The organism is Pseudomonas sp. TE50-2, assembly GCF_040813665.1.
Lineage (GTDB): Bacteria > Pseudomonadota > Gammaproteobacteria > Pseudomonadales > Pseudomonadaceae > Aquipseudomonas > Aquipseudomonas soli.
The window spans coordinates 683,364-706,233 of record NZ_JBFNXN010000001.1 but is presented as its reverse complement, the minus strand read 5'-3'; the positions used below and the strand labels follow the sequence as shown (position 1 = coordinate 706,233).

Genomic DNA, 22,870 nt, shown 5'->3' with positions numbered 1-22,870 from the left:
CAGTGTGTCTCAAATTGATTTCAATTATCTAAAATTATAAATGGTAAGTTTATTGCCTAAGTAAAGGGGGCGGGAAAATTATTGGTGCATATAGGGAGGGTGTATGGGGTGCGCGGAAATTATGAGAGTAGTCAAGGCGAAGGACACTTCCCCCGAGCTCGTAGTGAAGCGGATCATATACGCTCTCGGCTGTCGCTTTAGGCTGCATCGGCGAGACCTCCCTGGAAAGCCTGATCTAGTGTTCATTAGACATCGCAAAGTAATATTCGTCCATGGCTGCTTTTGGCATGGACATGATTGTCCAAGAGGACCTGGTGAGCCGAAAACCAATACAGAGTACTGGCATTCTAAGATCGCCCGCAACCGTGAGCGTGACATAGAAAATGCCGCTCGGCTGGCTGCACTTGGCTGGTGCACCCATATTGTTTGGAGTGTGAATTCAAGGACCGCGCGGCGCTAGCGCACCGCTTGGAGAGTTTTTTGGAGGACTAACGCGCCTTTGCTGGGGCTCCCGCTCGATAGCGCGATCAGCAACGTGATCGCGTCGACCAGCGAGACCAACCGTCTGAGCTGGATGGAAAGCCAGTACGCGGCCAGGGGCGTACCGTAGTAGCGTTGTGCCTTCTGCCGAATGAGCATGGAGCCCTATCAATGACAGATCTTCACAACGAGTTTGCAGCAAGCCGATACTTCAACGCCGAAAGAATCGACAGGCGCAGTGCCGACGCGTTGGCCGGCCTAGCGGCCGGGCTCGTGGCTGATAATGTGGTCACTCAGGAAGAGGCGGTATTTCTCAAAGACTGGATCGAGCGAAACCTAGCTCATATCGACGACCCGGTGATAAACCTTCTCTACCGTCGATTGAGCAACATGCTGGCTGACGGCAAGCTTGATGCAGAGGAGTCTGCTGACCTGCTGGGTATGCTCAAGAGGCTCGGTGGAGTTTCCCCTCAAGTGATCTCGTCCGCTACTTCTTCCCCAGTCGTCTCGCGGCCGACTGATCTACCTTTCTGCGCGCCTCCGCCCTCGCTCTGCTTTGAAGGCAAAAACTTCGTTTTCACAGGGATCATGGCCTTCGGCCCGCGCAAGGACTGCCAGCAGCTAGTTACTGATCGAGGCGGAATTCTTGGCGGTGCGGTTAGCAAGAAGGTGGACTATCTAATCGTTGGCAGCATAGGCAACGAGCAGTGGCGCCATGCGTCATATGGAACGAAAATTCTCAAGGCTGTAGAACTTCGTGAAGCCGGAGCAGCAATAGCCATCGTTTCAGAGGATCATTGGCAGCAAGCCGTCTTCGGCTAATCCGCTTCTCTAGCCTGTCCAACAATGCTGCGTAGTAGCGTTGTGCATCCCAACGAGCCCGTTTCTACAGGCCTGCTCCTACCAGTCAGCACCACGGCTCTGCTGTCACGTTTCGGCTCCCGTTATGGCGCCAGGTCCACACCGTTACAGCGGCCCTTGGTGGAAAAGTCGTTGATCTGCCGCGCCTTGTTCACCGACATCAGGATCGTGCAGCCGCCAGGGTGGGTCACGTCGTCCCAGTAATTGGTATGGACCATCACGTTGCCTTGCATCTCGGCGGTGCTGCCGACCACCTCCTTTTGCACGTAGGTGGTATCGCGGTACCAGCCCAACTGCACCCCAGCGCCGCCGGGCAACGGCTCCATGCGCATGGGCGGGCCGAAGAAGTCGATGGCCTGCTTGGCGTCGCGGCCTTGCCATTGGTTGCCCGCCATCAGCTCCGGCAGGGTCGGGATGCAGCCGGCCAGCGCAGGCAGCAACAGGCCAAGGACCAGCAGAGGGCGCATGCTCATCGTGGGGTGTTCGCCAGCATGTCGTCCAGCTCCTGCACCGCCTGGCTGTTGGCCTGCACGCCAATCAACTGGATGAACATGGCCTGGATGGTGGCGACCATCTTCGCCGCCGGCATCTTGCCGATCGACAGCATCTGGTTGCGCGCGCGGTTATCGGGGGCGCAGACGAAGGCGAAGGTGCGCTGCAACCAGTAGTCCTTTGGTGCGACCCAGTCTTTGGCGTTGGTTTTCACATCCCTCACGGCACCGTCGAAGCGGCGTATCGCCCGGGCGCTGTCCAGACGGATCTGGCGCTGTTTGCATTTGACCTGAACCTCGTAGGCGGCGAGGGTCGGGAAGGCCGGGTCTTCAAACAGCTGCATGACCTGGGCAGATTGCACGCCACCGGGCTTTTGCAGGATGCCGGCGGCATCGGCGACGTAGACCTCGTTGTGCAGGCGTTCGCCTTTGCCGTAGATGATCCAGTAGTCGCCCGAGGCGGGTGCGGCCAGGGCCGGGGTGCTGCAGGTGAGGGCCAGGATGGCCAGCCGTTGGTAGAGGGGTGGAAGTTTGTGGCCCATGGAGTCCGTTCCCAATTTTGTAATCCAAGATGGACTATACGAGGCGTGGGGGAGAAGGGTCGATTAGCACGCTTGTGCTAATGGCCAAAGGCCTGTTGCGCTAAGGTGCGTAAACAAAGCGTTCCGCAAACGGCGGATATTTGGAAAGCGCCTGGTGTACGCCTTGTCGTTGTTTTCGTAGGCACTCTTGTCTACAGAGGGCGCAGCTCATAACCTTTGACGGTTAAATTATTTTCAACCGCCAGCGGCAGAGACTGATTTCGACCACCCTGAATGCAAACCTGGGTTGAGGATTGAGCTGCGGGTTAAGTGAGTGACTAAGGTGATGCTGCCTGGCCTAGGTAGTGTTATTTTGCGACACGGCCCAGTTGTCTACCAACAATTCGGTCCGAATCATCCGGGATGCTCACACTGAATCCGACCCACACATGAGGCTTCCACCCTGTTTGGTCATTTTTCCTGAGCTGTAGAGACCAGGCACATACGGATCACCGTCTCGTTCTCGGTCTCACCAAATGGGGAGAGTGGTAGCGACTGTGGCCTTTCAGCCATGTAACATCGCAATGCTCGGCAATGACTACAGCGAGCAATTTGATCTACGTACGACAGATATCAGAGGTAACGGAGTGGTCGACTATTTACAAGGAATCCTGGCTGCCGCAGGTGTAGCGTTTGGTGGGCTTCTAGCGATTTTCAAGTTTTTCGAGCTTCACGAAAAAGTTTTGCGCAAGGACAAGCTTAAAGCGATCAGCGACGGAATCGTCAGCTTCAAATTTTCTAGCGGTGCGCGCAAGGTGATTGCGCTGTGGGTCCACGTCAACAATAGGGTGTTTGGGCAGAAGCTTATTTCTTGGCGGGCGGCGGGCGTCAGTGTGCTGCTGACCAACCTCTGGGCAGCCACGTTTATAGCCGTTTTTTGTTTGCTGTATCCGCAATTTCGGGAGTGGTTCCTGAATATCGTTGAGCTCAATTCATTGCGATGGTATGCGCTTGGCATCTATGTGGCGGTGCTGATTGTAGACTTCCTATCTATTAGCTTAAGTCGAAAGATCTATAGAGCAGTGCTGTCGAAGGGGAAGAGAATTTTTGCTTGGGGACTTGTACTGGATATCCTAGGTTCGGTAGGCCTTTACTATCTTGGCTTGTCGGCAGCCAAACTGCTGATGAATCGATCCACGGTCATGTCTCTCACCGAGTCCTTGCAGGTGTGGATCGTTCCCAGCCATTTGACGACGCTGATGCAGGTTGTAAAAGACTTCGATTTCAGCGCCGTCAAACCTATAGGCGACGGGCGCTTTGTAATGGATCCACCGTTGGAAACCGAAATCGTTTATGCATTCCCTGAGGGGATTTTTTTCTTCACCAGTATTTTGACGTCGATCTGGTTGTGGGGGTATTTGCTGGCTTATGCCATCGCTTATGTCAGCGTGCGGCTTGACAAATTATCTCCACGCTTATGGAGCGTGACGAAGGTGGAGGAACAACCTTTATCAGTGCTTTCAGCGATCTTGGGGTATGTGTGGATTTTTATCGTGCTGCTTCTAAGTTTGCTGAGCTTTGCGTTTGGGTGATGCGCGCTTGATCGCCCGAATTCCTCCAGCAGAGGCCGGTCTTCTTGTTGGTGCCGCCGAGTTGGTCGAGGATCTTGTGCACGCGCTTGGGGCCTCCAAGCGGTAGTCGGCAGCGTGTCTTTCGTTCTGCTTCGTTGTGGAAGGCTGGGAGGAGTGGATGTTCCTTCAGCCTTGCCCGGTGGTTGCCTGGCCTGTCGAGTAGGCAGGTAATGACGGCTCGCAAGTTCGATCTACCTTCGTTCAGAGTATCGGAGCAAGCTCATGATCGAAGGGCAGTTCCGGTCCGACCCGGGAGCAGGTGATCACCGCAGCACGCATCGCATAGTGAAGTATCGCGTCGAGGGTGTCGGGTCCCAGCAGCGCCACGCCTGTGGGGCTGTCCGCGCCGAGCCTGGCCAGGCAGGCGAGGACCGCGGCTTGGAAGGTATCACCAGCACCCACGGTGTCGCATACTGGCAATGAGGTATCCGCTGGGCGCTGCCATGAACCATGTGCGCAATGCACGCTGGCTCCGTCTGCTCCATGGGTGATGAAAACGAGTCGGCACCGTTCGTTCAACCAGCCTCGGGCCACGTCACGCGTCTCTCGACCTGGATAGAGGATGCCGATGTCTTCCTCACTGGCCTTGATCACATGCGCATGCCCGGCAAACGCCTCCACCTGCCGTCGCCACAGCGCCACATCCGGCTGCGGATTAAGCCGCACATTCGGATCAAGGCTGATCAAGCGCCGGTCCCGTTCGCGCTCCACCAGCGCCATCAGCGTATCGGCCACGGGCTCCACCACCAGGGTATACGAGCCCACATGCAACCCCCGCACACGCTCATCCAGCACCGGCAGATGCTCCAGCATCACCTGCCGATCCGCACACCCTTCACCGCGAAACTGATACTGCGCCGAGCCATTGGCATCCAGCCCGACCATGGCCAGGGTGGTCGGCGCATCGCTGGTTACCACATAGCGGCAGTCCACCCGTTCCTCTTCCAGCGCCCGGCGCAGCCGGGCGCCGAGGTAGTCGCTGGACAACCCGCCAAACAACGCCGATTCCGCGCCCAACCGGCGCAGGCCGACGGCGACGTTGAACGGCGACCCGCCGGCAATTGCGGTAAACCCCAGCTCGCTGCTGCGGGTGCTGTTTTCCAGGCTGAAGACATCGAACAGGGCCTCGCCACACACCAGGTACATGCAGTTCTCCAGAACGATAGATAAGGGCAGGATACCTGTGCTCAGTGCGCAGGCAGTTGATCCCGGTAGCGTTGATAGGCGACCTCGTACTCGGCCTGTTGCGCCGGGCGGGGCAGGGTGCGGGTGCTTTCGTCGAGGGCGACGCAGCGGTGGCATAGGGTTTCGAGGCTGTCGCCCTGGCCCAGCTGGCGGCTGAGGCTCCAGGCGGCTTGGATCGCGGCGCCCAGGGCGGCGGCTTCGGTCTGTTGGGGGCATACCACCGGCAGGCCGAGCAGGTCGGCCAGCACCTGCCGCCACAACGGGCTTTTCGCCGCGCCGCCGACCAGGCGGATTTCGCTGCCTGGCAGGCCGCTGGCGCGCAGTAGGTCGAGGCCGTAACGCAGGCTGAAGCAGGTGCCTTCGAGCACGGCGCGGCAGAGGTTGGCGCGGGTCAGGTTGGCGCTGGTCATGCCGTGCAGGCTGGCGCTGGCTTCGGGCAACGCGGGCACGCGTTCGCCGTCGAAGAAGGGCAGCATCAGCAGGCCGTCGGCGCCGATCGGGGCTTGGGCGGCGAGCTCAGTGAAGCGGTTGAGGTCGAGTTCCAGCAGGTCGCGGACCAGGGCGCAGGCGCTGGTGAGATTCATGGTGCAGATCAACGGCAGCCAGCCGCCGCTGGAGGCGCAGAAGGTCGCCACTTCGCCCTGGGCGCTGACGTGGGGCTGGTCGGCATGGGCGGCCAGGGTGCCGGAGGTGCCGAGGCTCAGGGTGATCATGCCGGGGGCGATATTGCCGGTGCCGATGGCGCCGAGCATGTTGTCGCCGCCGCCAGTGGCTACCAAAGTCTGTGGGCTCAGGCCGAGGGCAGTGGCGGCCTGTGCGCGCAGGGTGCCGATGCAATCGCCGGATTCGACCAGCTCAGGCAGCGCAGCCAAAAGACGCTCGCCGGGCTCGATGTGCTGAAGGACATCAGGCGCCCAGGTCCTGCGGCGCACATCGTAGTAGCCGGTGCCGGAGGCATCGCCGGGCTCAGTGCAGACGCGACCGCTCAGCCAGTAATTCAGGTAGTCGTGGGGCAGCAGGATATGGGCGAGGCGGGCGAACAGTTCGGGATGTTGGCGCTGGGTCCACAGCAGCTTGGACAGGGTATAGCCCGGCGCGATCACCAGCCCGAGGCGTTCAAGCGAGCCCTGGGCGCCGCTGAGGGCATCGAGCAACTCCGCGTTCTCAGGCGCGCTTTCGGTGTCGCACCAGAGCTTGGCCGGGCGCAGAACCTGGCCTTGGGCGTCGAGCAGCACCAGGCCGTGTTGCTGGCCGGACACCGCCAATGCGCGAATGGCCTGGCCATCCACGCCGGCATCGCGCAACGCTGCGGACACCGCCGTGCGCAGGGCTTGCAGCCAGTCGGCCGGGTCCTGTTCGCGCCGGCCATCGCGACCTTGGGGCGGTGCATGGGCGGCGCTGCCCAGGCCCAGCACCTGGCCGCTGCCGGCGTCCAGCACCAGGGCTTTGGTGCCCTGGGTGCCGCAGTCGATGCCGAGGAACAGTCCGTCCATTTCGAAAGCCTCCGTGTCAGTCGCCGAGGACCTGGCGCAGGGTTTCACTCACGCCGACTTCGCGCAAGCTGTCGTACAGGCGCTCGAAGGCGCTGACGAAGGCTTTGGAGGCGGGGATCGCCGTGCCGAAGATCGCCTCGTCGCCGAGCACCCGGGCGGCCAGGCCGTCGCGCTGCGCCACCCGGGCCTGGCAGTCGGCGGCGCGGGGGTCGGGGATGCTGTAGCGCGTGCCCCGTTCGTCCTCGCCGCGCAGGTACAGGGCCCAGGCGGCTACCACCAGGGCCACGCGCTCCAGGGGCTTGCCGTCGGCGATCAGGCGGTTGGCGGTGGGCACGATGAACTTGGGGAATTTCGACGAGCCGTCGGAGCACACGCGCTCCAGCTGGTCGGCGATGGCGCGGTTGGCGAAGCGCTCGGTGAGGCTGTGCTTGTAGCGCGTCAGGTCGATGCCCGGTACCGGGGCCAGTTGCGGGGTGACGTCCTGGTCCATGAAGGTGCGCATGTAGCGCTGCAGCAGCGGGTCGGCGAGGGCTTCGTGGACGAAGCGGTAGCCTTTTAGAAAGCCCAGGTAGGTGAGGGCCAGGTGGCTGCCGTTGAGCAGCTTGATCTTCATTTCTTCATAGGGCGTGACGTCGTCGGTGAACTGCACGCCGACCTGCTCCCAGGCAGGGCGGCCGGCGACGAACTTGTCTTCCACCACCCATTGCAAAAACGGCTCGCACACCACCGGCCAGGCATCGTCGACGCCGTGGCGCTCGAGCAGCTGCTGGCGGTGGGCGGGGCTGGTCATCGGGGTGATGCGGTCGACCATGGCATTGGGGAAGCTGACGTGGCCGTCGATCCAGCGGGCCAGGTCGTGGTTCTGCAGGTGGGCGAAGGCCAGCAGGGCCTTGCGGGCGACGTCGCCGTTGTGCGGGAGGTTGTCGCAGGACATCACCGTGAACGGCCCGCTGCCGGCCTCGCGGCGGCGGCGCAGGGCTTCGCAGAGGAAGCCGAACACGCTCTGTGGGGCTTGTGGGTTGGCCAGGTCGTGCTGGATCTGCGGCAGGTCGGCGCGGAATTCGCCGGTGCTGTCGTCGATGCAGTAGCCGCCTTCGGTGATGGTCAGCGAGACGATGCGGATGTTGGGTTCGGCCAGTTTGGCCAGCAGCGCTTCGGCGCCGTCCTCGGCCAGCAGCATGCCGTTGATCGCGGCGATCACGCGGACCTGGGTGTCGGGTTGGTCGCCCAGTTCGAACAGGGTGTAGAGGTGGTCTTGCGCGGCCAGGGCATCGCGCATGGCGCGGTCTTCGTGGCGCAGGCCGGCGCCGCAGATGGCCCAGTCGAGGCCTTCGCCCAGGTTCATCAGGGCGTCGGTGTAGGCGGCCTGGTGGGCGCGGTGGAAGCCGCCGACGCCGATGTGCACGATGCCCTGGCGCAATTGGCTTGGGTCGTAGCTGGGGCGGGCGACCGCCAGGCGGGGGAGGTTGTGTTGGTTGAGTTTCATCCTGAAGGTCCTTAGGCCGCCTGCTGCAGGCGCTTGTCGAGGGCTTGGCCGTTGCTGTCGAACAGGTGGCAGTGGGTGGGGTCGAAGGTCAGCTCCAGGGCCTCGCCGAAGGTCGGCGCGAAGTCCCCGCGCACGCGCACGGTGAGCATCTCGCCGGACGCGGCGCGCACATGGCAGTAGCTGTCGCTGCCCAGCCGCTCGCTGACATCGGCCGTCACCTGCAGCGACCCCGGCGTGCCCTGGCACACCGGGCTGATGCTCAGGTGCTCGGGCCTGATCCCCAGGGTCACCTGGCTGCCGGTATGCAGCTCGCCCGCGCACAGCGGCAGGGCGATGCGCGCACCACATTCGAGGGCTACCTCGCACTGGTTGCCCTGGTTACGGCTCAGGTGCCCACGCAGGAAGCCCATCTTCGGCGTGCCGAGAAACCCTGCGACGAACAGGTTGGCCGGATGGTGGTACAGCTCCAGCGGCGAGCCCACTTGCTCGACGCGCCCGCCGTTGAGTACCACCACCTTGTCGGCCAGGGTCATGGCTTCGACCTGGTCGTGGGTCACGTAGATCATCGTCGCGGCCAGCTCCTGGTGCAGGCGCGCCAGCTCCAGGCGCATCTGCACGCGCAGGGCGGCGTCGAGGTTGGACAGCGGCTCGTCGAACAGGAAGATCTTCGGGTTGCGCACGATGGCGCGGCCGATCGCCACCCGTTGGCGCTGACCGCCGGACAGCTGGCGCGGCTTGCGTTCGAGCAGCGGTTGCAGCTCGAGGATGCGCGCGGCGTTGTCGACCTTGGCGGTGACCTCGTGCTTGGCGACGCCGGCCAGGTCCAGGGCGAACGACAGGTTCTTGCGCACGGTCATGTGCGGGTACAGGGCGTAGGTCTGGAACACCATGGCCAGGTCGCGCTTGGCCGGGGCGGTGTCGGTGATGTCGGCGCCGTCGAGGGTGATGCTGCCGCTGCTGACCTCCTCGAGGCCGGCGATCAGGCGCAGCAGGGTGGACTTGCCGCAGCCGGAGGGGCCGACGAACACCACGAACTCGCGGTCGCGCACGTCCAGGTCGATGCCCTTGATGATGGCGTGGCCATCGAAGCCTTTGTGCAGGTTGCGGATTTTCAGGTCAGCCATGGCTAGTCACCTCTGTGGTGGCCGGTTGATTGAATGAGGGTTTTGTGGGGAGCACTGGCTTGCAAAGGGGCCGCTTTGCGGCCCATCGCTGGCAAGCCAGCTCCCACAAGGGAATTGCGAAGCCAGGTCATTTCACGGCACCGAAGGAGAGCCCGCGCACCAGCTGCTTCTGGCTGATCCAGCCAAAGATCAGGATCGGCGCGCAGGCCAGGGTCGAGACGGCCGAGAGCTTGGCCCAGAACAGCCCTTCGGGGCTCGAGTAGGAGGCCACCAGCGCGGTCAGCGGGGCGGCGGCGGACGAGGTCAGGTTGAGCGACCAGAACGCCTCGTTCCAGCACAGGATCAACGACAGCAGCAGGGTCGAGGCCAGTCCGCCGCGGGCGATCGGCAGCAGCACGCGGACGATCTCCTGCCAGGTGCCGGCACCATCCAGGCGCGCCGCTTCGAGGATGTCCACGGGGATGTCCTTGAAGTAGGTGTACACCATCCACACCACGATCGGCAGGTTGATCAGGGTGTAGACGATGACCAGCGCCAGGCGCGAATCGAGCAGGCCAAACTGCTTGGCCAGCAGGTAGATCGGCATCAGCACGCCCACCGGCGGCAGCATCTTGGTCGACAGCATCCACAGCAGCGTGCGCTTGGTGTGGCGGGTTTCGAAGAAGGCCATGGAGTAGGCGGCCGGCACGGCGATAAGCATGCACAGAAGGGTCGCCGAGAAGGAAATCAGTACCGAGTTCCAGGCGTAGGCGAAGTAGTCGCTGCGCTCGTTGATGTGCAGGTAGTTCTCCAGCGTCGGCGCGAAGATGAACTGCGGCGGCGTGGCGAAGGCGTCCAGCTCGGTCTTGAAGCTGGTCAGCAGCATCCAGAAAATCGGGAAGAAGATCACCAGGGCGATGGCCCAGCACAGCAGGCCGAGCAGGGCGTTCTTCAGGGTGCGGGTTTGCTTGAGTGTCAGCATGGCGGGCTCCTCAGCTGCGCGCGGTGAGGTTCTTGCCGATCATGCGGACCAGCACGATGGCGGCGATATTGGCGATCAGCACGGCGATCAGGCCACCGGCCGAGGCCATGCCGACGTCGAACTGCAGCAGCGCCTGGTTGTAGATCAGGTAGGCGAGGTTGGTGGACTCGTATCCGGGGCCGCCGCTGGTGGTGGTGAAGATCTCGGCGAACACCGACAGCAGGAAGATGGTCTCGATCATCACCACCACGGCGATGGGCCGCGCCAGGTGCGGCAGGGTCAGGTGCCAGAAGATCGCCAAGGGGCCTGCGCCATCAAGGCGCGCGGCTTCCTTCTGCTCCTGGTCCAGCGACTGCATGGCGGTCATCAGGATCAGGATGGCGAACGGCAGCCACTGCCAGGAGACGATCAGGATGATCGACAGCAGCGGGTAGTGCGCCAGCCAGTCCACCGGTTGCGTGCCGAACAGGCGCCACACGGCGGCGAGGATGCCCGACACCGGGTGGAAGATCAGGTTCTTCCACAGCAGCGCGCTGACCGTGGGCATGATGAAGAACGGCGAGATCAGCAGCACCCGCACCACGCCGCGGCCCCAGAACTCGCCGGCCTCCAGCAGCGCGGCAATCAGCACGCCGAGCACCACGCTGATCGCCAGCACGCTGCCGACAAGGGTCAGGGTGTTGAGGGCGCCGGGCATGAAGCCGGCGTCGGTGACGAAGAAGGCGAAGTTCTCCAGGCCCACGAACTGGTTTTCGCCGGGGTACAGCAGGTTGTAGCGGATCAGCGAGAAATACAGGGTCATGCCCAGGGGCACGATCATCCACAACAGCAGCAGCGCCACAGAAGGGCTGACCAGGAACCAGCCGGGGCCGACGCGGCGTTTGCCGGGGCGCGCGGTGGCGAGGCTCGGGGTGTCGAGGGCCGATGTGTTCATGGCGACTCCGTGTGCAGCAAAAAGGGGCGGTCACCGCGCCGGGGTTCGGCGCGGTCGGGGGGCGCGGCGGGTTACTTGGGGTAACCGGCGCGCTTCATCTCGCGTTCGGTGGATTGCTGGGCCGAGGCCAGCACCTGGTCCACTTTCATCTGCCCGGTGAGGGCTGCGGCGAACAGCTTGCCGACCTGGGTGCCGATGGCCTGGAACTCGGGGATGGTCACCAGCTGGATACCGACGTAGGGCACGGGCTTGAGGGTGGGGTGGTTGGGGTCGACGCGCTTGAGTGATTCGAGGGTGACCTTGGCGAATGGCGCGGCGGCCAGGTATGCGTCGTTGTAGGTCGAGGCGCGGGTGCCGGGCGGCACGTTGGCCACGCCTTCTTTCTCGGCCACCAGCTTGCCGTAGGCCTCGGAAGTGGCCCAGGTGGCGAACGTCCTGGCCGCGTCCTTGGATTTGGAACTGGTGGGGATCGCCAGCGCCCACGAATACAACCAGGTGGCGCCCTTGTCGGTGACTTCCTTGGGCGCAAAGGTGAAGCCGACCTGGTCGGCGACCTTGCTCTGGGTCTTGTCGGTGACGAACGAGCCGGCGACGCTGGCGTCGACCCACATCGCGCACTTGCCGCTGTTGAAAAGCGCGAGGTTTTCGTTGAAACCGTTGCTGGAGGCGCCGGGCGGGCCGTATTGCTTGAGGGTGTTCACATAGAAATTCAGCGCGTTCTTCCATTCGCTGCCGCTGAACTCGGGTTTCCATTGCTCATCGAACCAGCGTGCGCCGAAGGCATTGGCCACGGTGCCGATCAGCGCCATGTTCTCGCCCCAGCCGGCCTTGCCGCGCAGGCAGATGCCGTACTGACCCTGATCGGGGTGGTTGAGCTTGGCGGCGAACTCGCCGAGCTGGGTCCAGGTGGGTTGCGCGGGCATGCTCAGCCCGGCTTGCTCGAACAGGTCCTTGCGGTAGTAGGTGATCGAGGCTTCGGCGTAGAAGGGCAGGGCGTACAGCGTGCCATTGGCCGACAGGCCGTTGCGTACCGAGGGGAACACATCGTCGAGGTTGTAGTCGGCGGGCAGGTCGGTCATCGGCGCCAGCCAGCCCTTGGCACCCCACAGCGCGGCTTCGTACATGCCGATGGTCAGCACGTCGAACTGGCCGCCCTGGGTGGCGATATCGGTGGTCAGGCGCTGGCGCAGCACGTTCTCTTCAAGCACCACCCACTTGAGCTGGATGTCCGGGTGCTGCTGCTCGAACACCTTGGCCAGGCGCTGCATGCGGATCATGTCGTTGTTGTTGACCGTGGCGATGGTCAGGGTGTCGGCGGCCTGGGCATGCAGCGGCAGGCCGAGGCAGGCGGCGGCCAGGCAGGCCTTGATCGAGTCGTTCATCAGTGAACTCCCTTATTGTTTTTGTATCGCTCGGCGCTGATTACACCCGTGCACGGCGATGCCGACAAAGCCTCGCCTGCACCTTGGCTGATACTTTTTTGCAGTGCTTGAACAAGGGCCGCTGCGCGCCCCATCGCCGGCAAGCCGGCTCCCACAGGGATGGCGCTGGCTTGAAGGCGCTGCGGTCGGGGTGGGAGCCGGCTTGCCGGCGATGGGCTGCAACGCAGCCCCGAGGCTCAGGCGCGGTTCTGCTCGGTCAGCCGCTGGGTCACCAGGCTGCGGTAGTCGGAAGGGGTCATGCCCTTGAGTTGCAGGAAGCGCCGGTTGAAGTTCGACAGGTTGCTGAAGCCCGACTCGAAGCACACCTCGGTCACCGGCAGTTCGCCCTTGGCCAGCAGCTCGCACGACTTGCTCACCCGCAGCCGGTTGACGAACTCGACGAAGCCGCGCCCGGCGGCCTGCTTGAAAAACCGTGAGAAGTAGGTCGGCGTCATGCCCAGGTGCTCGGCCACTTCGTTCTGGCTCAGGTCCTGGGCGTAGTGCTGGAAGATGTAGTCCACCGCCCGGTTGATGCGCTCGACGTTGTGTTCGTCGGCCAGCTGCGAAGAGGTGACGGTGGACAGCAGTTGGTAGTCATCGCAGGCGGCGAGCTGTTCCATGAGGATAAAAAAGTATCCCAGGCGGGTGATGCCGCGACTGTCGGCGATGCGTTGCAGCAGTTGGCGGCTCTCCTTGATCAGTGCCGGGTCGCGGAACTCGATGCCATAGCGCGCCCGGGCCAGCAGCGGTGCTAGCTGGGTGAGCTCGGCGAACACCTGGCTGCCATCCTCGAGTACCTCGTCGGTAAAGTTGACCAGCATGTCTCGCTTGCCCACCACTTCGTCGGGGCCGACCTGGCTGATCCAGTTGTGCGGCAGGTTGGGGCCGGTGAGGAACAGCGTATCGGGGGCGAAGTTGCCGATGTAGTCGCCGATGAACACCTTGCCGGCGCTGGCGACGATCAGGTGCAGCTCGTACTCCTTGTGGAAGTGCCAACGCACCAGCGGGCTGGGGAAACCGTGCTGGCGGTAGATCAGCGAGGCGCCTTCGTGGTCGTCCATCAGCTCGTAGGACGGGTCGGTGACTTTGCTCGTTCTGGGCATGGCGGTGGCTGGGCCTGGAGGGGCGAGGTGTCATCGTAGCCTGAAGTTGCGGAGCAGGGCAGCGCACATTTTTGTAGCCGCGTGCTTTGCCATGGGCCTGTTCAGGCGGTTGCTCAGGCAAATTCTGTAGGTCCTACAGCCATTCTTCCGTAGTTCATGTAGTCCTTTTCCTAAAGGTGGCTTTTCCACCTGCCGGCCCGTTGTAGCGAGTGGGTAGGCCCTTTAGTCTCGCCCTGCTCGTCGTGTTTCGCCGTCCGGGGTTGGCCGGGCCTTTGGGCAGAGCACCGCGCAGGGATCGCGCGGTTTGGCCCGCTGGCCCCGGGCGGTGAGACGCGGCGGGCTCTTTCTTTTTTCAGGGGGTGGGGTCATGGACAAGGACGAACAAGCAAAGCGCAGCGGCGAACTGAAAATCGTCAGCCTGGTCGGCCGTACCCGGCGCCGTTCGGTACGCGACTGGGTGCAGGCGATACCGGGGTTGCCGACGGCCGAGGTGCTGCAGGAAACGTCGATCATCCTGGGCTGCATCACCGCGCTCACGTACCAGGCGTTGAGCCAGCCGAAAGAGGCACAGACGCTGATGCGCGCAACGTACTACCTCAGCGGGATGGCCAAGGCGATGATCGACGGGCAGTTGCCGGCAAGCAAGGAACAGGGTGACAGTTGAGCAGGGCTGCAAGCGCAAGAGCCGCTTTCGAGCAATCGAAAGCGGCTTTTTGTTTGCTGCAGGCAAGCGATCACCCGTGCAATCAACTTACCCCGGCCAGCCGCTTGATCTGCTCGGCGAAGTCCTTCTCGGCAATCTTTACCTCCACCAGTACTGGCCGCTGCACCACCATCAGCAACTGCGGCAGCAAGCGTTCCAGCTCGTCCACCGTTTCCACCCGATACCCCAGCGCGCCATAGCCGCTGGCCAGCGCCGTATAGTCCAGCGCGGGCAGGGTGTCGAACGGCGCGAACTCACCCTCGGGCGTGAACGCATCAGGGTCGACGAAGGCCTGCTCGATCGCATACACCTGGTTGCTCATCACGAACACTACGGCATTGACCTTGTTGCGCGCCAGCGCCGCCAGCGACTGGCTGACCATCATGAACCCGCCATCGCCGGCCACCACCACCGGGCGCCGGCCACTGCCCAGCGCCACGCCCAGGGCGCAGCCGGTCTCGTGGCCGAGCGAGCCCCAGATGGCATCGGAGATGAAGCTGCCGCGGGGCATGCCGTTGATGTTGCTGGCCACGTACAGCGACGAGCTTTCGCCGAGGATCAGCGTGCTGGTCTGCCACAGGCGATGCTCCTGGGCGAAGTTCACCAGGCTGTCGAAGAAGCTCGCATAGCTCAGCGCGCTGGGCACCGCGCCGCTGCCCAGCAGCGGGCGCGAGGCGGCCAGGGCGGTGCCCGGGCGGGGGAAGTGGGTGTCCACCTTCAGGGCCTTGAGCAGCGCCTCGACATAGTCGGGCAGGCGCACGTTGGGGTAGTAGTCGGCGCCGGCGCGGGCCAGCTCGCAGTTCACCTGGACGATTTCGCCATAGCGGGCCTTGAGCAGGTCGAGGTAGTCATCGGTGAAGATCACGCCGATGGCCAGGATGCAGTCGCAGGCATCCACCCGGGCCGAGGTTTCCGGGCGCGAAGCGGGCCCGGCATAGGTGCCGATGAACGGCGCCTGGCTTTCGTCGAGCACGGTCTTGGCGTCGAGGGTGGTGGAGAAGGGCAGGCCGCAACTGTCGATCAGGCGTTGCACGGCGTCCTGCAAACCGTAGCGGATGATCTCCACGCCCAGCAGCACCAGCGGCTGGCGCGCCGTGGCCAGGCGTTGCACGCTGGCCTCGACCAGGCTTTGCAGGGCTTGGGGGTTGGACGGGCGCGGGGCTGGGGTCAGCTGGCCGTGGGGGCGGCTGACCTCGGCGCCCCAGATGTCCTGGTAGGCCTCCAGGTAGATGGGCTGGCGGTGGGTGAGGGCGGCGATCAGCGCGTTGTCGATCTGCCACGGCGCGCGGTGCGGGTCGGACAGAATCTCGCAAGCCACGGTCACCTGTTCCAGCACGTTGCGGTCGGCCTCGAAGTTGCCGGTGGAGTGATGGAACAGCACGTTCTGGGCATTGGCCTTCAGGCGGTCGCTGGTCGAGGGGCTGGCGGAGATCACCACCACCGGGTTGCGCTCCACGTAGGCGCCGGCGATGGCGTTCACCGCGCTGAAGGTGCCCACCCCGTACTGCAGCGACACTGCGCCCAGGCCGTGCACCCGGGCGTAGCCGTCAGCGCTGTAGGCGGCGCCCATTTCGTAGACTTCGCCCACGGCATCGATGCCATCGAAGGCGTCCAGCGCGCTCATGAACCTGGAGCAGTAATCCCCCGGCACCTGGAATACCTTGTCCAGGCCCAGCTCCTTGAGCCGCGTCAGCAGGTAGTCGGCCACGGTAAAGGTGCTCATGGCTTGACCCCCGCGCAGATGGCCTGGGTGATGGTTTCGAGCACCTGCGGCGCGTGGCCGGGCATGGGCGGGGTGGCGTAGTCGATTTCTTCCGGTGCCGGGGTCGGTAGCAGCTGGTAGCTGGCCGGCAGCCAGTTGGGGCGCGGCAGTTCGAAGAACTCCTGCAAGGCGGACTCGGCGGTGGTCAGCGCGCCCTCGACCCAACCCTGGCCATAGGAATACGCCTCGCCGACGATGAACACCTGCTGGTCCTTAACCGGGTGGCGCATCTTCTGGATGATCAGGTCCAGGCGGTAGTTGGCCTTCCACTCGTGCCAGCCTCCACCGTAGGGGTCGGCGTCCCAGGCGTGGTACACGGCGCTGTAGGGCGCCGGCAGCTCGACCTGGGCGTGCAGCTGGGTGACCTGGCGCTGGGCGATGCGCACCATCTCGTCGCTGATCTGGAACTGCGTGCGCGGCACCACCGCGTCATTGGCGATGCGCCCTTCGAGGCTGCGCGGGGTGTAGCCGATGAATTCGGGGCCGTCTTCCAGGCCTTTCCAGAACGGCACGGTGCCGATGTCGTTGTAGGAGGCCATCAGCAGCGAGTTGAAGGTGTTCTCGCCTCCTGCCTGATCGCACTCCGTGCCCATGTAGTAGCACTGGCGGATCGGCAGGTCGGTGACCGAACGCCCGGCCACCAGGCCCAGATTGCGCCACCAGGGTTGCTCATAGGCCAGGAACAGCTTGAACGCCGACTGCACCAGCACCGAGCCGAGGTTGTCCTTGAGCCACGGGTCGTCGAACAGCGGCGAGTCGATAAGCTCCAGCGCGCGGCGCGGCAGGGCGAGGATCACCTGGCGGGCGTGGACGATGTCCTCGCCTTCGAGGTCGTGGGTCTTGCCGTTGACGGTCTCGGTGTGGCGCAGGTGCAGGCGGTAGGGGTACTCGGTGTCGTCGCTGTAGCTCAGGGCGGCCAGGCGACGGTTCATCTGGATGCGCTGGTCGGCGGGCACCCGGCCGCCGGCCTGTTCGCTGAAGCGCTGGGCCAGGGTCAGCGGCAGGCTCTGGAAGCCATCCTTGAGCGTGCGGAACACGGTGGCGTCGCTGTATTCGGTGGCGGGCAGCTGGGTCACGGCGCTGGCGTTGGCGACGTTGGCCTCGTAGCCGCCGGCGTCCTTCATGAACTGGTAGCCCTCGTTGCTCAGCACGCGGTAGAGCAGATCCCAGAAGCCATAGCGCCAGATCGGCTTGCCGAACACCTGCACCTGCATCTGCTCGGCCAGGCTCAGCTTGTCGAAGCCGGGGTAGATGCTGTTCATCACGTTGACCTGGAGGTCTTCGGGGTTGTAGCCGCGCTCGGTCCAGCCCAGGTCGTAGGGAATCTTGTGCGGCGCCTCGACGAAGTCGCGGAAGCGGAAGCGCTGGCCGCGCAGGTAGAACAGGTTGTCCTGGGCGCCGATGGGCGCGTCCTTGGGCAGTTCGTTGCCCATGGGAAAGTCCTTGCTCGGCAGGCCCAGGTGCTGCACCAGAGTATCGACCATCACATGGCCGTCGGCGCCGGGCATGTAGCGCATGCCGCCCACCTCGGCGACCACATTGGGCAGGCCGGGCAGCTTGACGCTGAACAGCCGCCCGCCGATGCGGTCGCCATATTCGAACAACTGGATACGCAGGCTGTCGCCGTGGGCCTGTTGCAGGCGCCAGGCGCTGTAGGTACCGGAGACACCGCCGCCGATGATGGCGACGTCCAAGGGTTGGGGCTGGCTCATCGCAAAATCCCTTTTGTTGTTGTGGGCAAGGAATCCATGTGACGAGCCAGTATTGTCGAGGTTTGGCGGAATGCCAGTTTGCCATCATCGAATTTTCAACGTGGTCCCGGCGCGCCACACCTAAGGGTACGAGTACCCAGGCGATGGTCATCTTGGCATAGCTGTCGTTGGCGTAGGCACCATGGTGGCGTGGTATCGTTTTGGCATTATTTGTTGCCAGAAGCCTGCCATGGCATGCGGTTTTGATGAGGAAGGGTATGGACGTGCTGGAAACGCTGTTGTTGGCAGCGGTAAGGGAATGCTGGGGAGAGCAAGTCGACTTTGTTGGCGTTACCCGGAATGTGCTGTCCTGCGTACTCGATGAGCGCGAGTTGTTCGAGGCGTTGCCTGAGCGTATGGCTGTTGAAGTCATTCCAATAGAAGATTGCGAGCCGGGCTCCCCCCGTACCCATTCAATGGAAGAGTTTCACCCCTCCAGGGCGGTCCTGCTGTTCGATGGCCTGACGGGGGCTGCGTTCGGCAGGAAATCCTATATCTACAAAAGCAAAGGGCTTCGGGTCTATCTATTCGAATCAGGTGAGGTCTGCACGCTCACCCCACGTTGCACGATCGATGACCTAGGTTTCTCGCTGAGCAACGAACTCTTGGATGCCCCCCACGATTTTCATGTCCCCACGCTACGCACTGTTGAACCGGTCGCGGATCTCTTCGAGATGATCAGCAGACATTTCCCGACGTTCCTGCCTGAAGCCCGTATTGGCCTCGGGTTGATCAAGATGATCACAAACCTGCGCAGGACATTCATCATCGATTACTGCCTGGAGTATGTGATTGTCCCGCCGGATGTCGACATCCTCTCCGACTTTTCCCAATGGTCTAGGCGAGAGCTGTGGGATGTGTGCCTTTCCCGCAGGTTCGAACGGGAGGCCGGGCATGAGGGGCAGACGCGAGCTATTGCCCTGCTCATGGAGGCCGGCATAAGCCCGCAGCCTGACCAGATTCTGGATTATCTGCAGAGAATCGGTAGGTCATCGTCTTCCGAAGATCTCCTCCAGCGCATGGATGAACTGAAACTCGCAGTTCTTGGCCGCATCGATCAACTCACCGAAGACTTGAGTGATCCGCTGTTCTGGAAACGGCTTGGCAGGGAGCAGCGTCGCTTGCTTGACGAGGTGGCGGAGCAGTTCAGGGACGACCCCTGCATACGCACGATGGGTGATGTGGTGCTGGAGATTCTTGAAGTATTCAAGGCGCAGATCGAAGTGCACGGATTGTGGACTGAGCTTTGGGATCGAGACCAGCCCAAGCACGAGCGCACCGTGCAGAAGCTGTTCTTCAGCAGTGCCGTGAGCTTTTGCCGGGCTTACGACCTGGATATTTCGCCTGAATCGGACGGTGGAAGCGGACCGGTTGATTTCAAGATATCCGGTGGCTGGCACGACAAGGTCGTGGTCGAGTTCAAGCTGTCGACCAACACCAGTGTGGTGCATGGTTATGAGTGTCAGTTGGAGCGCTACAAGGATTCGGAAAACACCGAGCATGGGATTTTCGTGCTGGTGGATGTTGGGGAACTGGGTGGAAAGCTTGAGCGGGTCCTCTCGTTGCAAGCGGCCAAGGGCGACAGGGCATCCGATATTGTCTATATCGACGCACGGCCACGGGTGTCGGCCAGCAAGAAACGCTGAAAACCAGGAGTGCCCCGCGCTTGCGCAAGTGCGGGGCGACCTGCCCATTGTGGTTTGATGTCAGCGCATTTCGGCTTCGAATTGCATCAACAGCCGCATTTTCTCCAGGATCGTGTCGATTACCACGCGTTCGTCGAAGCTTTCCAACTTCCATTCAAAACCGATCACGCGCCGGCCTTCGGTCCACGGCTGTCTTGTGGTATCCACGAACAGATGGCGGCCGAACTCCATCTGACGTGTGTCGACATTGATCAGGTACACGCGGATGGTCGGTCGCAGTGGCGCCTGGCTGCCATCCAGGTAGAGCACCACATCCGACCACTCGACCCAGTCGTTGCAGGCGTAACGTAGCGCCGGCCCGTCCGCCCAGGGTTGCCGGCGAGTGTAGGTTTCGAAGCCGTCGATCCCGGCCTGCAGGTGGGCGATGATCTTGCTATCCAGCGCCTCAAGTGCCTGGTCGCGCAGCTTGTTCAGGGCATTGATCTGCGGCAGGTGTTCGAAGATGAAATCAATGCTCTCAGGGTTCATGTCACGCTCCACGGTGATGTTTTCCAGATGCAGCAGGAACTCGTCGGCCAGCACACGCCATTTGTTCAGGCGGCTGTGCTCGACGTTTTGCGACAATGCTCTGCGCAGGGCGCCGAGCAGGTCGGCATAGCTGAGCCCTGTCCAACCATCGGCGACGTTGCTGCCCGTCGGTGACAGCACCGCGAACAACACGCGTTTGTCGCGGCCACCCACCAATGTTTCGGCGTAGAGTTCATAGTCGGCGAACGGGTTGACCTGGGCGTGGAAGATCTTGTTCTCGAGAATCAGCAGCCAATCCTCGCCCTGCAGCAGCAGGTCGATGCGCTTGCCATTGGTAGTGGTTACTTCACGTTGCGGGGGCAGGCGCAGGATTGGCTCGGGAGGCGACTCCTTGCAGATGCAGCGCAGCAGGGCGCTGAGGAAGCAATCACCAAAACCATGGACCTGGTCGGGGTCGAGAAAGAATGCGAGCAGGTCAGTGGTGGGGTTTTCGTAGTAACCGCGCCCTCCGAGGGCAAAAATGCTTGGCTCATATGCCGGCTGGCGATGTCGTTCAGCCTCGGCAAGCAGGGTGCGTGCCTGATCCAGATCCATGGTGTTTCTCCGTGTGTTGCCCTTGCGGGGGATATCAATGTCGGCGATACCGATGTGCCGTCAATTGCGCCAGCTTCAGGTACGCCCTTTCAACAAGGTTGCCAGGGCGACGGTCAGGCCAACGGCGGTCGCCATCGCAACCAGCATGGTAATGGCGACGCCCGTGTGTTCGAGCAACCCCGCCATCGCCAGATAGAACGCAATCACCCCCACTGCGCCGATCGCATTGCCCCGCACCATTGCTGCCATCCCGGCGCGGCCGCCCTGCACATGGGCAAACACCACCAACGGCCAGGCAATCACCGGGATCGGCGCCAGCATCCCGCTGGTTGCCGGCCCCAGCCAACTGGCCAGGCTGGTGGTGAGCATCAGCAGCGCGGTGGCGGACACCATGCGCAGGGGGATCTCCCAATATCGGTGCCGAGGCCGGGCAAGCGTATCGGGCCTGGGCTCGCGGCCACTGGCGCGGATCAGCACGCCGATCAGCAGCAGCGCCACGCCGACCGACAGGTACAGCCCACCCCAGTGGGTGAACGCATAGGCCGCCAGGCCATAGAACAGGACTGCCAGCGATACCGCCGCAGCGATGCCGAGCTTGCGCGTGGCGAACAGGTAGAAGGTATAGGTGGCCTGCACCGCGGCCAGGCCGCCCAACGCGCCCGGCACCGCGTCCAGGGCGAAGGCGCTGCCCTGTTCCAGGCACAGGAAGGTCATCACCAGTGCCGAGGTGATCGGCAGGCCGGACAGCAAGCCGCCGAGCAGGCCTCCCCAGCGCCGTGAGGCGAGGGAGATGGCCCACATCAGCAGCGGGGTGACGAGGAGTTTCAGGTAGAAGAGGGTCATTGCACGCAGTTCCGGTTCCGCAAGGAGGCGCCCGCCGTCGGCATTGGGTGGGGCGCGAGTGGATCAGCCGCGGCTGGCCTCCAGGGCCTGGGTGAGGTCAGCGATGATGTCGTCGCTGTGCTCGATACCGATCGACAGGCGCACCATGTCTCGCGGCACGCCGGCCTTTTCCAGCTCTTCGTCGTTGAGCTGGCGATGGGTGGTGGAGGCGGGGTGGCAGGCCAGCGACTTGGCGTCACCGATGTTCACCAGGCGCACCACCAGTTGCAGTGCATCGATGAAGCGCGCCCCGGCAGCCTGGCCGCCCTTGATGCCGAACGACAGGATCGAGGCCGGCTTGCCGCCGGTATAGCGCTGGGCCAGTTGGTGCTCGGGGTGATCGGGCAGGCCTGCGTATTTCACCCAGGCCACCTGGTCGTGTTCCTGCAGGTAGCGGGCAACCTTGAACGCGTTTTCAGTATGCCGCTCCATGCGCAGGGCCAGGGTCTCCAGGCCTTGCAGGATCAGGAAGGCATTGAACGGCGACAGTGCGGCACCGGTATTGCGCAGCGGCACCACGCGGCAGCGGCCGATGAAGGCGGCGGGACCGAAGGCCTCGGTGTAGGTGACGCCGTGGTAGGACGGGTCTGGGGTGTTGAGCAGGGCGAAACGTTGCTTGTGATCGGCCCAGGGGAATTTGCCAGAGTCGATGACGATGCCGCCGATGCTGGTGCCGTGGCCGCCGATGTACTTGGTCAGCGAGTGCACGACGATATCGGCGCCGTGTTCGAACGGGCGGCAGAGAATCGGCGTGGCCACGGTGTTGTCGACGATCAGCGGCACGCCGTGGCGGTGGGCGGCCTCGGCCAGCGCGGCGATATCGACGATGTTGCCGGCAGGGTTGCCGATGGACTCGCAGAACACTGCCTTGGTGCGATCGTCGATCAGTGCCTCGAGGGCGGCGATGTCGTCGTGGGCGGCGAAGCGGGTGGTGATGCCCTGGCGCGGCAGGGTGTGGGCCAGCAGGTTGTAGGTACCGCCGTACAGCTTGGCCACCGAGACGATATTGTCGCCGGCCTCGGCGACGGTCTGGATGGCATAGGTGATGGCGGCCATGCCCGAGGCCACTGCAAGCGCGCCAACCCCGCCTTCGAGGGCGGCCATGCGCTGCTCGAGCACATCGTTGGTGGGGTTCATGATGCGCGAGTAGATATTGCCGGCGACCTTGAGGTCGAACAGGTCGGCGCCGTGCTGGGTGTCATCGAAGGCGAACGAGGTGGTCTGGTAGATCGGCACGGCCACCGCCTTGGTGGTCGGGTCGGGGCTGAAGCCCGCGTGGATGGCGAGTGTTTCCAGCTTCATGCGGTCATTCC

At 63.2% G+C, this 22,870-nt stretch carries 20 protein-coding genes; 5 read left to right on the top strand and 15 right to left on the bottom strand.

Annotation, left to right across the window (positions count from 1 at the left end; translation table 11 throughout):
* Positions 1-103: 103 nt before the first annotated feature.
* On the top strand, positions 104-460 hold the full coding sequence (locus tag AAHK21_RS03045; RefSeq protein WP_367856382.1) for a very short patch repair endonuclease: 357 nt from the start codon (positions 104-106) through the stop codon (positions 458-460).
* 191 nt (positions 461-651) lie between these two features.
* Positions 652-1,302, top strand: a complete 651-nt coding sequence (locus AAHK21_RS03040) for a BRCT domain-containing protein (protein WP_367856381.1) — start codon at positions 652-654, stop codon at positions 1,300-1,302.
* Positions 1,303-1,424: 122 nt separating this feature from the next.
* Here AAHK21_RS03040 and AAHK21_RS03035 read toward each other — a convergent pair whose 3' ends face one another.
* Together AAHK21_RS03035 and AAHK21_RS03030 are read right to left on the bottom strand one after the other, a co-directional pair.
* On the bottom strand, positions 1,425-1,814 hold the full coding sequence (locus AAHK21_RS03035; RefSeq protein ID WP_367856380.1) for a hypothetical protein: 390 nt from the start codon (positions 1,812-1,814) through the stop codon (positions 1,425-1,427).
* Positions 1,811-2,374, bottom strand: a complete 564-nt coding sequence (locus AAHK21_RS03030; protein WP_367856379.1) for a hypothetical protein — start codon at positions 2,372-2,374, stop codon at positions 1,811-1,813. Before AAHK21_RS03030 ends, AAHK21_RS03035 begins: the two co-directional genes overlap by 4 nt.
* A gap of 563 nt (positions 2,375-2,937) precedes the next feature.
* On the opposite strand from AAHK21_RS03030, the gene AAHK21_RS03025 reads away from it, so the two are divergent.
* Positions 2,938-3,945, top strand: a complete 1,008-nt coding sequence (locus AAHK21_RS03025; RefSeq protein ID WP_367856378.1) for a hypothetical protein — start codon at positions 2,938-2,940, stop codon at positions 3,943-3,945.
* Positions 3,946-4,185: 240 nt separating this feature from the next.
* On the opposite strand, the gene AAHK21_RS03020 is transcribed toward AAHK21_RS03025, so the two are convergent.
* From AAHK21_RS03020 to AAHK21_RS02985, 8 genes are all read right to left on the bottom strand, one after another.
* Positions 4,186-5,130 (bottom strand): carbohydrate kinase, encoded by a 945-nt coding sequence (locus AAHK21_RS03020; RefSeq protein WP_367856377.1) that lies wholly within the window; start codon positions 5,128-5,130, stop codon positions 4,186-4,188.
* Positions 5,131-5,171: 41 nt separating this feature from the next.
* On the bottom strand, positions 5,172-6,662 hold the full coding sequence (gene xylB / locus AAHK21_RS03015) for a xylulokinase (protein WP_367856376.1): 1,491 nt from the start codon (positions 6,660-6,662) through the stop codon (positions 5,172-5,174).
* A gap of 16 nt (positions 6,663-6,678) precedes the next feature.
* The gene (locus AAHK21_RS03010) at positions 6,679-8,148 is read right to left on the bottom strand and encodes a mannitol dehydrogenase family protein (protein WP_367856375.1); all 1,470 of its coding nucleotides are present in this window, start codon (positions 8,146-8,148) and stop codon (positions 6,679-6,681) included.
* Positions 8,149-8,159: 11 nt separating this feature from the next.
* Positions 8,160-9,272: an ABC transporter ATP-binding protein gene (locus tag AAHK21_RS03005; protein ID WP_367856374.1), complete on the bottom strand. Its 1,113-nt coding sequence runs from the start codon at positions 9,270-9,272 to the stop codon at positions 8,160-8,162.
* A 127-nt stretch (positions 9,273-9,399) separates the two neighbouring features.
* Positions 9,400-10,233, bottom strand: a complete 834-nt coding sequence (locus tag AAHK21_RS03000) for a carbohydrate ABC transporter permease (protein WP_046856056.1) — start codon at positions 10,231-10,233, stop codon at positions 9,400-9,402.
* A gap of 10 nt (positions 10,234-10,243) precedes the next feature.
* The gene (locus AAHK21_RS02995) at positions 10,244-11,167 is read right to left on the bottom strand and encodes a carbohydrate ABC transporter permease (RefSeq protein WP_367856373.1); all 924 of its coding nucleotides are present in this window, start codon (positions 11,165-11,167) and stop codon (positions 10,244-10,246) included.
* Between the two features lie 71 nt (positions 11,168-11,238).
* Positions 11,239-12,549 carry a sugar ABC transporter substrate-binding protein gene (locus tag AAHK21_RS02990; RefSeq protein WP_367856372.1) on the bottom strand — a complete coding sequence of 437 codons (1,311 nt, stop codon included), beginning with the start codon at positions 12,547-12,549 and terminating at the stop codon, positions 11,239-11,241.
* Positions 12,550-12,785: 236 nt separating this feature from the next.
* Positions 12,786-13,691, bottom strand: a complete 906-nt coding sequence (locus AAHK21_RS02985) for a helix-turn-helix domain-containing protein (RefSeq protein WP_367856371.1) — start codon at positions 13,689-13,691, stop codon at positions 12,786-12,788.
* A gap of 367 nt (positions 13,692-14,058) precedes the next feature.
* Here AAHK21_RS02985 and AAHK21_RS02980 point away from each other — a divergent pair, with 367 nt between their 5' ends.
* Positions 14,059-14,355 carry a DUF3077 domain-containing protein gene (locus AAHK21_RS02980; RefSeq protein WP_367856370.1) on the top strand — a complete coding sequence of 99 codons (297 nt, stop codon included), beginning with the start codon at positions 14,059-14,061 and terminating at the stop codon, positions 14,353-14,355.
* Between the two features lie 82 nt (positions 14,356-14,437).
* On the opposite strand, the gene AAHK21_RS02975 is transcribed toward AAHK21_RS02980, so the two are convergent.
* Both AAHK21_RS02975 and AAHK21_RS02970 read right to left on the bottom strand, forming a co-directional pair.
* Positions 14,438-16,117: an alpha-keto acid decarboxylase family protein gene (locus AAHK21_RS02975; protein WP_367856369.1), complete on the bottom strand. Its 1,680-nt coding sequence runs from the start codon at positions 16,115-16,117 to the stop codon at positions 14,438-14,440.
* Positions 16,114-17,868, bottom strand: coding sequence for a flavin monoamine oxidase family protein (locus AAHK21_RS02970; protein WP_367856368.1), 1,755 nt, complete (start codon positions 17,866-17,868; stop codon positions 16,114-16,116). The genes AAHK21_RS02975 and AAHK21_RS02970 overlap by 4 nt, the downstream gene beginning before the upstream one ends.
* Positions 17,869-18,125: 257 nt before the next feature.
* On the opposite strand from AAHK21_RS02970, the gene AAHK21_RS02965 reads away from it, so the two are divergent.
* The gene (locus tag AAHK21_RS02965; RefSeq protein ID WP_367856367.1) at positions 18,126-19,553 is read left to right on the top strand and encodes a hypothetical protein; all 1,428 of its coding nucleotides are present in this window, start codon (positions 18,126-18,128) and stop codon (positions 19,551-19,553) included.
* Positions 19,554-19,613: 60 nt separating this feature from the next.
* Here AAHK21_RS02965 and AAHK21_RS02960 read toward each other — a convergent pair whose 3' ends face one another.
* From AAHK21_RS02960 to AAHK21_RS02950, 3 genes are all read right to left on the bottom strand, one after another.
* Positions 19,614-20,675, bottom strand: coding sequence for a PD-(D/E)XK nuclease family protein (locus AAHK21_RS02960; RefSeq protein ID WP_367856366.1), 1,062 nt, complete (start codon positions 20,673-20,675; stop codon positions 19,614-19,616).
* 75 nt (positions 20,676-20,750) lie between these two features.
* Entirely contained in the window at positions 20,751-21,518 is a 768-nt protein-coding gene (locus tag AAHK21_RS02955) for a hypothetical protein (protein WP_367856365.1), read from the bottom strand.
* Between the two features lie 63 nt (positions 21,519-21,581).
* A complete protein-coding gene (locus AAHK21_RS02950; RefSeq protein ID WP_367856364.1) occupies positions 21,582-22,859 on the bottom strand; it encodes a bifunctional O-acetylhomoserine aminocarboxypropyltransferase/cysteine synthase in 1,278 nt (425 codons plus the stop codon).
* Positions 22,860-22,870: the final 11 nt, after the last annotated feature.